Below are 8,335 nucleotides of genomic sequence, written 5' to 3' on the forward strand. Positions count from 1 at the left end.
TGGCGGAGCGGACGGGACTCGAACCCGCGACCTCCGGCGTGACAGGCCAGCATTCTAACCAGCTGAACTACCGCTCCGCGCTTGAAACTTTGCAGGCGCTCAGTATATCCGAAGACTTCCTGAAAACCTACCCCGCTGAACACTTTTTTCAAAGTTTTTTCACGAGGATTTAAGAGTTTTGCAATGGCGGAGCGGACGGGACTCGAACCCGCGACCTCCGGCGTGACAGGCCAGCATTCTAACCAGCTGAACTACCGCTCCGTATTGCAGACCTCTTTGTTTTCTCTGCAACCGGGTGGTTGGAGAGAAAACAAGGCCCCCAGCTTTTCGGCCGGGGGCCTCGTTGAAAATGGCGGAGCGGACGGGACTCGAACCCGCGACCTCCGGCGTGACAGGCCAGCATTCTAACCAGCTGAACTACCGCTCCACATTTCAAACTTACCGCGGTGCTGTGGTGGGTGCTGAGGGTTTCGAACCCCCGACCCTCTCCGTGTAAAGGAGACGCTCTACCGCTGAGCTAAGCACCCCAGCGAGCCGCTTAGTTTACAGCATCCTTCAGGGCCTTACCAGCCTTGAACGACGGATTCTTCGAAGCAGCGATCTTGATGGTGTCGCCGGTCTTCGGGTTGCGGCCGGTGCGGGCAGCACGGTCGCGGACCTGGAAGGTACCGAAGCCAACCAGGGTGACCGCATCGCCGTCCTTCAGCGCCTTGGTGACGGCAGCAACGACGGCATCGACAGCGCGGCTGGACTCGGCCTTGGTCAGGTCGGCAGCTTCAGCAACGGCATCGATCAATTCGGTCTTGTTCATTCTTTACAACTCCTTTGGCGGTGGGTTCCGCGTATTCGACAGGGAAGCAACCGCACGACGTCTGCATGCGGTTGCCATGTGGAAACGGTTCGCCGAATTCAGTGAGCGCTGACTGCGATCACTCATTCGCGAGTGCTGCTTTTATACCAGCGGCCCTACCCCCACGCAAGCTGGAAAGCCAGCAACGACGCGGGTTTCAAGCATTTCGACAGGACGCATCAATGCTTGACGCGCGCGTTTCCACTCGGTTTGGCCTTGCTGCGCACCGTGACGCGCTGCGCACTCTTGCGCGTCTTCTTCGGTGCCAGCGGACGTTCCAGCGCCAGATCGAGCACTTCATCGATGTACTTCACCGGCACGATCTCCAGATCGCGGGTGACGTTGACCGGAATGTCGGCAAGATCCTTGCGGTTTTCATCGGGGATGATCACCGTGCGGATTCCGCCGCGCAGGGCAGCCAGCAGCTTCTCCTTCAGGCCGCCGATCGCGGTGACGCGACCACGCAGGGTGATTTCGCCGGTCATCGCCACATCGGCGCGCACGGCGACCTTGGTCAGCATCGACACCAGCGATGTCACCATTGCCGCACCGGCACTGGGGCCATCCTTCGGCGTCGCACCATCGGGTACATGCAGATGCACGTCGTGCTTCTGCAGGAAGTCCGCATCGATGCCGAAGCGCTCGGCACGCGAACGCACCACCGACAACGCCGCCGACGCCGATTCCTTCATCACGTTGCCGAGCTGGCCGGTCAGGATCAGCTGGCCCTTGCCCGGTACCAGCGTCGATTCGATCTGCAGCAGATCGCCACCGACTTCGGTCCAGGCCAGGCCTGTGACCAGGCCGATCTCGTTCTCTTCTTCGGCACGGCCGAAGTCGAAGCGACGCACGCCCAGGTACTTGTCCAGGTTCTTGCTCGACACGCTCACCAGCGCCTTGGACTTGCGCGCTCCCTTCTTCGCCTTCGCCACCGGCTGCGGCCCACCCAGCGCGATTTCCTTCACCACCTTGCGGCAGATCTTGGCGATCTCGCGTTCCAGGTTGCGCACGCCGGATTCGCGCGTGTAGTAGCGCACGATGTCCTGGATCGCATCGCTGCCGATCTCCAGCTCCTCCGGCTTCAGGCCGTTGGCCTTGATCTGCTTGGGCGACAGGTAACGGGTAGCGATGTTGAGCTTCTCATCCTCGGTGTAACCAGGGATGCGGATCACTTCCATGCGGTCCAGCAGCGGGCCCGGGATGTTGAGCGAGTTGGAGGTCGCCACGAACATCACTTCGGACAGGTCCAGGTCCACTTCCAGGTAGTGGTCATTGAATGCGTTGTTCTGCTCCGGGTCGAGCACTTCCAGCAGCGCCGAGGACGGATCGCCACGGAAGTCCATCGACATCTTGTCGATCTCGTCCAGCACGAACAGCGGGTTCTTGCTGCCGACCTTGTTGAGGTTCTGCACGATGCGGCCCGGCATCGAACCGACATAGGTACGACGGTGGCCACGGATCTCGGCTTCGTCGCGCACGCCGCCCAGCGACATGCGCACGAACTTGCGGTTGGTGGCCTTGGCGATGGACTGCCCAAGCGAGGTCTTGCCCACGCCCGGCGGCCCGACCAGGCACAGGATCGGGCCCTTCATCTGCTTCACCCGCGACTGCACTGCCAGGTATTCAAGAATGCGTTCCTTGACCTTCTCCAAGCCGTAGTGATCCGCATCGAGGGTGTCCTGCGCGGCCTTCAGGTCCTTGCGCACCTTGCTGCGCTTCTTCCACGGCACGCCCAGCAGCCACTCCAGGTAGTTGCGCACGACCGCTGCTTCGGCAGACATCGGCGACATCTGCTTGAGCTTGTTGAGCTCGTTGCGCGCCTTGGCTTCCACCGGCTTGGGCATGCCCGCTTCGGCGATCTTGCGCGCCAGCTCTTCCAGTTCGCCCGGCGCATCGTCCAGGTCACCCAGTTCCTTCTGGATGGCCTTCATCTGTTCGTTGAGGTAGTACTCGCGCTGGCTCTTTTCCATCTGCGACTTCACGCGGCCGCGGATGCGTTTTTCCATCTGCTGCACGTCGATCTCGCCGTCGACCAGGCCGACCAGCATCTCCAGGCGTTCGCCCACGGCCAGCGTTTCCAGCAGGCGCTGCTTGTCCGACAACCGCACGCTGATATGCGCGGCGATGGTGTCGGCCAGGCGCGTCGGCTCATCAATGCCGGCCAGGGTCTGCAGCAGCTCCGGCGGCAGCTTGCGGTTGGTCTTGACGTACTGCTCGAACAGCGACATCAGCGAGCGGGCGATCGCCTCGATCTCGCGCGGCTCGCGTGCATCGGTGGCATCGATTTCCACGGCCTGGCCGTGCAGCGATCCATCGCGTTCGCTGACGCTGGTCACCTGCACGCGCGACAGGCCTTCGACCAGCACCTTGATGGTGCCGTCGGGCAGCTTCAGCAGCTGCWGCACCTGCGCCAGGGTGCCGACCTGATAGAGGTCGGCGGCCTGCGGGTCATCGGTCTCGGCCGACTTCTGCGCAAGCAGCAGGATGCGCTTGTCCGCTTCCATCGCCTGTTCCAGCGCATGCATGGACTTGTCGCGGCCGACAAACAGCGGAATGACCATGTGCGGGAATACCACTACGTCGCGCAGCGGCAGGACCGGCAGGTCGAGGGTCTCACTTGGGGAACGGGCCATGGGGGCTCCAGGGAAGGGGAAAACCGTCTCCGGGAGGGCATCTTCCGGAGACAAAAAAAGCCGATGGCCCCGTTATGGGGCCATCGGCTTTCAGATGCAAGACGTTCCGAGAAAATTCTTTCTATTCAACAAGTTGAAAGAATCATTCGGCGCCAGCGGCCTTCTGTTCAGGGACCGGCGGGGTCTGGTAGATCAGGTACGGCTCGGACTTGTGCTCGATCACCGATTCATCCACAACAACCTTGCTGACGTTTTCCTGCGACGGCAGGTCGTACATGGTGTCCAGCAGGACCGATTCGACGATGGTACGCAGGCCACGGGCACCGGTCTTGCGCTTGAGCGCCTTCTTGGCGATGGCCGACAAGGCGTCCGGACGGAACTCCAGCTCGACGTTCTCCATCTCGAACAGTTTCTTGAACTGCTTGGTGATGGCGTTCTTCGGCTCGGTCAGGATGCGGATCAGGGCCGGCTCGTCCAGCTCCTCCAGGGTCGCGACCACCGGCAGGCGGCCCACGAACTCGGGAATCAGACCGAACTTGATCAGGTCTTCCGGCTCGACTTCAGCCAGCACCTTGCCCACTTCCTGCTTGCGCTCGCTGCTCTTCACCTTGGCGCCGAAGCCAATGCCGCCGGCGTCGTTGGAACGCTGCTGGATCACCTTGTCCAGGCCGGCAAACGCGCCGCCGCAGATGAACAGGATGTTCTTGGTGTCCACCTGCAGGAATTCCTGCTGCGGATGCTTGCGCCCACCCTGCGGCGGAACGCTGGCCACGGTGCCTTCGATCAGCTTCAACAGGGCCTGCTGCACGCCTTCGCCGGACACATCGCGGGTGATCGACGGGTTCTCGCTCTTGCGCGAGATCTTGTCGATTTCATCGATGTAGACGATGCCCTGCTGTGCCTTCTCGACGTCGTAGTCGCACTTCTGCAGCAGCTTCTGGATGATGTTCTCCACGTCCTCGCCCACGTAACCGGCTTCGGTCAGCGTGGTGGCGTCGGCCATGGTGAACGGCACGTTGAGCAGGCGGGCCAGGGTCTCGGCCAGCAGGGTCTTGCCCGAACCGGTCGGACCGACCAGCAGGATGTTCGACTTCGCCAGTTCGACTTCGTCGTTCTTCTGGCGGCTCTCGATGCGCTTGTAATGGTTGTACACGGCCACGGCCAGGGTCCGCTTGGCGCGGTTCTGTCCGATCACGTACTGGTCGAGCACCTCGAGGATCTCGCGCGGCTTGGGCAGCGAACTGCGCGCCGACTGCGCCTTTTCCTCAAGCTCCTCTCGGATGATGTCGTTGCACAGCTCCACGCACTCATCGCAGATGAACACGCTCGGACCGGCAATCAGCTTGCGCACTTCATGCTGGCTCTTGCCGCAGAAAGAGCAGTAGAGGATCTTGCCGGTGTCCGTGGAACGACCTTGGCGGTCTTCGCTCATGCTTCGCTTACCCAGTTACCCCACCCGCTGAACGGGGGTTCGATTCGAGAATAACACAGGGCCGGAGGGACATCAGTCCACCCGACCCTGCAGGAACGGGGCCTGCCATGGCCCCGTGAGTGCCGGTCAGCCGGCCTGGATCGACTCTTCCGGACGACGCTCCAGGACCTGGTCGACCAGGCCGTAGGCGACCGCATCGACCGCGCTCTTGAAGTTGTCGCGCTCGGTATCACGCGCGATGGTCTCCAGCGACTGGCCGGTGTGCTTGGCCAGCACTTCGTTCAGGCGCGCACGCAGGGTCAGGATCTCGCGTGCGTGGATGTCGATGTCGGTGGCCTGGCCCTGGAAGCCGCCCAGCGGCTGGTGGATCATCACCCGCGAGTTCGGCAGCGCATAGCGCTTGCCGGCTGCACCGGACGCCAGCAGCAGCGCGCCCATCGAGGCGGCCTGGCCGACACAGATGGTGCTCACGTCCGGCTTGATGTACTGCATGGTGTCGTAGATCGCCATGCCGGCGGTGACCACGCCACCCGGCGAGTTGATGTAGATGCTGATGTCCTTTTCCGGGTTTTCCGCTTCCAGGAACAGCAGCTGCGCCACCACCACGTTGGCCATGTGATCGTCGATCGGGCCAACCAGGAAGATCAGGCGCTCCTTCAACAGGCGCGAATAGATGTCGTAGGCACGCTCGCCGCGGCTGGTCTGCTCGACCACCATGGGAACCATGTTCAGGGCTTTGGTTCGGTTGTCCATTTCGTGAGGTACCTATCTTGGGGGGAAACAACCCCGCGCCAGGGCTGGCGCGGGGTATCCGGGGATCCGCCCGGGATTACTGGCGGATCGCGTCCTGGAACGACAGCTTTTCTTCAGTGTGCTGGGCGCGCTCGGCGATCCAGTCGATCACCTGCTCTTCCATCACGCGGTTCTGCAGGCCAGACATCAGCTGGGGGTCGTTGCGGTACATCTCAATGACCTGTTCCGGCTCTTCGTAGGTCGAGGCGATCAGACGCATCGTTTCATTCAGACGCTTCGGCTCCAGGCGCAGGTCGTTGCTGCGGGCCACTTCGCCGACCACCAGGCCGACCAGCACGCGCTTGGCAGCAGCGTCCTTGAAGCCTTCGTGGGCGTCGGCCGGGATCTCGCCCGGGTTGCGGCCACTGCGGCGGATCTGCTCGACCTGCTGGGCCAGCATGGCACGGGCTTCGTTCTCGACCAGGCGCGGCGGCATTTCCACCGATGCGTAGGCCGCGATCAGCTGCTCGCCGACTTCACGACGCAGGCGGTTCATCAGTGCGCCCTTCAGCTCGCGCTCGAGGTTGGCGCGGATGTCGCTGCGGAACTGCTCGACGTCGCCGCCCTTCACGCCGAAGCTCTTGATGAAGGCTTCATCGACGGCCGGCACGACCGGCTCGGAGACGTCGCTGACCTTGACGGTGACCTGCACGGTCTTGCCCGCCAGCGCCGGCACGCGCCAGTCAGCCGGGAACTCGACGTCCAGGGTCTTCTCTTCGTCCTTGGACATGCCGACCAGGCCCTGCTCGATGGTCTCGAACATCATGCCCTGGCCGAGCACGATGCTGCCCTTCTCGGTGCCTTCGGCCGGCAGGCGCTCGTCACCGGCCTGCGACCAGGTTTCCAGTGCGACCAGGTCGCCGTCCTGCGCAGCGCGGGTGACCGGCGACCAGCTGCGACGCTGCGTCTGCAGGTTCTCGATCATCTGGTCGATGTCGGCATCGGTGATTTCGGCGGTGTGGCGCACCACGGTCAGCTTGCTGACGTCGATGTCACCGAAGTCCGGCACCACTTCGACGGTGGCCACGAAGGAGAACTCACCCTCGTCACCCTTGTCGATGCGCGGGCTGCCGACGATGCGCAGGTCGTGCTCGCGCACGGCGGCGTCGAAGGTTTCGCGCAGCAGGCCGTCCAGCGCCTCGCCACGGACCTGCGCGCCGAAGCGCTGCTCGATCACCTTGGCCGGCACTTTGCCCGGACGGAAACCCTTGATGCGGGTGGTGCGGGCGATTTCGCCCAGGCGGCCGTTGATGTGGCTCTGCAGACGGTCTTCCGGCAGCGAGAAGCTCAGGCGGCGTTCCAGGTTGCCGATGGTTTCGATCGAAGCTTGCATGTTGACTCCTGCCACCGGTGGCGCCCTGGCCCCCGGCTCGATGATGGATGAAACGGTTGTAAGGACGCGACGTCGATGACGCGCCTGCTTGCCGCAGCCCTTTAGTTTCGCCCAATTCGGGCGGCGCCGCCAGCACGGCCGGGCGCAGGGGTTGACGCGGAATGCCCGACTGGGCGGGGGACGGGCCGGCCTGGTGCGAAAGGGGGGACTCGAACCCCCACGCCTTGCGGCACTGGAACCTAAATCCAGGGCGTCTACCAATTCCGCCACTTTCGCGTGGCCGGCTCAGGTGTTCATTGTTGCAGGCGGGGGCGGAAAGCGGAAGGCTTCCACAAAACTGAACGGGGAAATTACCCTTTGGAGTCGGCCTGGGCGCATCCCGCCCCAAGCCGATCCGGGTCAGCGGGCGGCCAGCGCGGGCTCGGGTGTTTCGCCCGCAGGGACGCCGGCCGCATCATCACTGGGCGTTTCCAGCGTGGCGCCATCGACGGAGCGCGCCACTTCAACCGCGCCAGCAGGCAGCGCCTCCCCTGTCGCACCGGTCGACTGCGTGGCGTCGCGACCCTCCACCGGCTGTGCAGCGACGTGGTCGACATCCGCAGATCGCTCGACCGTCCGCGCGTAGTCCGGCGCAGCGGCGGTGGCCGCCTCGTCCGCCCTGCAGCCTGACAGCGCGACCACCACCAGGCCGGACAGCATCACGCCCATGCTCTTGTTGAACGTCATCGAAGCACTCCTCATGCATGCGCCTTCGGCGCGGAACACCTATTGGGAGCGATGCCGGCAGCAACCGGTGAGAAGCAGCTCACAGCATTGAACATGCTGATGACGCATGTGACGCTGATTTCAGCCACGCTTCAGTAGAGCCAGGCGATGCGTGGACTGCGCGCTTCGTGCGGCCTTCATCCACGCATGGCGTGGATCTACCGAAGCTGTTGCAGGAAAGAAAAAAGCCACTTGGCGGACCAAGTGGCTTTCGTCTGGTGGGCTGTCAAGGATTCGAACCTTGGACCTATTGATTAAGAGTCAACTGCTCTACCAACTGAGCTAACAGCCCGAAATCGGGGGGCGAATTATGACCCGATCCGCGAGGGCGTTGCAAGCACTTTCTTCAACGTCGTTGAAACAAGCACCGCAACCGGCGATCCATCGCGAAGGGTTACATCTTGAAGAAAAAAGCCACCGGGCGGACCCGATGGCTTCTGTCTTGGTGGGCTGTCAAGGATTCGAACCTTGGACCTATTGATTAAGAGTCAACTGCTCTACCAACTGAGCTAACAGCCCTTGAAACTCAG

At 62.9% G+C, this 8,335-nt stretch carries 6 protein-coding genes and 7 tRNA genes; all 13 read right to left on the reverse strand.

All coding sequences use genetic code 11. The features are described 5' to 3' along the window. Nucleotides 1-77: transfer RNA gene (locus AB4Y84_RS07250), tRNA-Asp, on the reverse strand. A gap of 107 nt (nucleotides 78-184) precedes the next feature. Next, nucleotides 185-261, reverse strand: a tRNA-Asp gene (locus AB4Y84_RS07255). A gap of 89 nt (nucleotides 262-350) precedes the next feature. Beyond that, nucleotides 351-427 (reverse strand) — tRNA-Asp (locus tag AB4Y84_RS07260). A 25-nt stretch (nucleotides 428-452) separates the two neighbouring features. After that, nucleotides 453-527, reverse strand: a tRNA-Val gene (locus AB4Y84_RS07265). Between the two features lie 11 nt (nucleotides 528-538). Beyond that, a complete protein-coding gene (locus AB4Y84_RS07270) occupies nucleotides 539-811 on the reverse strand; it encodes an HU family DNA-binding protein (RefSeq protein WP_004146343.1) in 273 nt (90 codons plus the stop codon). Between the two features lie 218 nt (nucleotides 812-1,029). Continuing rightward, a complete protein-coding gene (gene lon / locus AB4Y84_RS07275; RefSeq protein WP_442249933.1) occupies nucleotides 1,030-3,483 on the reverse strand; it encodes an endopeptidase La in 2,454 nt (817 codons plus the stop codon). Between the two features lie 142 nt (nucleotides 3,484-3,625). Further along, nucleotides 3,626-4,915 (reverse strand): ATP-dependent Clp protease ATP-binding subunit ClpX, encoded by a 1,290-nt coding sequence (gene clpX / locus AB4Y84_RS07280; protein WP_025878143.1) that lies wholly within the window; start codon nucleotides 4,913-4,915, stop codon nucleotides 3,626-3,628. Nucleotides 4,916-5,041: 126 nt separating this feature from the next. Continuing rightward, nucleotides 5,042-5,668, reverse strand: a complete 627-nt coding sequence (clpP, locus tag AB4Y84_RS07285; RefSeq protein WP_025878142.1) for an ATP-dependent Clp endopeptidase proteolytic subunit ClpP — start codon at nucleotides 5,666-5,668, stop codon at nucleotides 5,042-5,044. A 76-nt stretch (nucleotides 5,669-5,744) separates the two neighbouring features. Then, nucleotides 5,745-7,040, reverse strand: a complete 1,296-nt coding sequence (tig, locus tag AB4Y84_RS07290; RefSeq protein WP_223494343.1) for a trigger factor — start codon at nucleotides 7,038-7,040, stop codon at nucleotides 5,745-5,747. 191 nt (nucleotides 7,041-7,231) lie between these two features. Continuing rightward, nucleotides 7,232-7,316: transfer RNA gene (locus AB4Y84_RS07295), tRNA-Leu, on the reverse strand. 123 nt (nucleotides 7,317-7,439) lie between these two features. Beyond that, entirely contained in the window at nucleotides 7,440-7,766 is a 327-nt protein-coding gene (locus AB4Y84_RS07300) for a hypothetical protein (protein ID WP_442243925.1), read from the reverse strand. Between the two features lie 255 nt (nucleotides 7,767-8,021). Next, a tRNA-Lys gene (locus tag AB4Y84_RS07305) sits at nucleotides 8,022-8,097 on the reverse strand. A gap of 151 nt (nucleotides 8,098-8,248) precedes the next feature. After that, a tRNA-Lys gene (locus AB4Y84_RS07310) sits at nucleotides 8,249-8,324 on the reverse strand. Between the last annotated feature and the right edge of the window lie 11 nt (nucleotides 8,325-8,335).

Source organism: Stenotrophomonas sp. 2YAF22 (genome assembly GCF_052114665.1).
Lineage (GTDB): Bacteria > Pseudomonadota > Gammaproteobacteria > Xanthomonadales > Xanthomonadaceae > Stenotrophomonas > Stenotrophomonas indicatrix.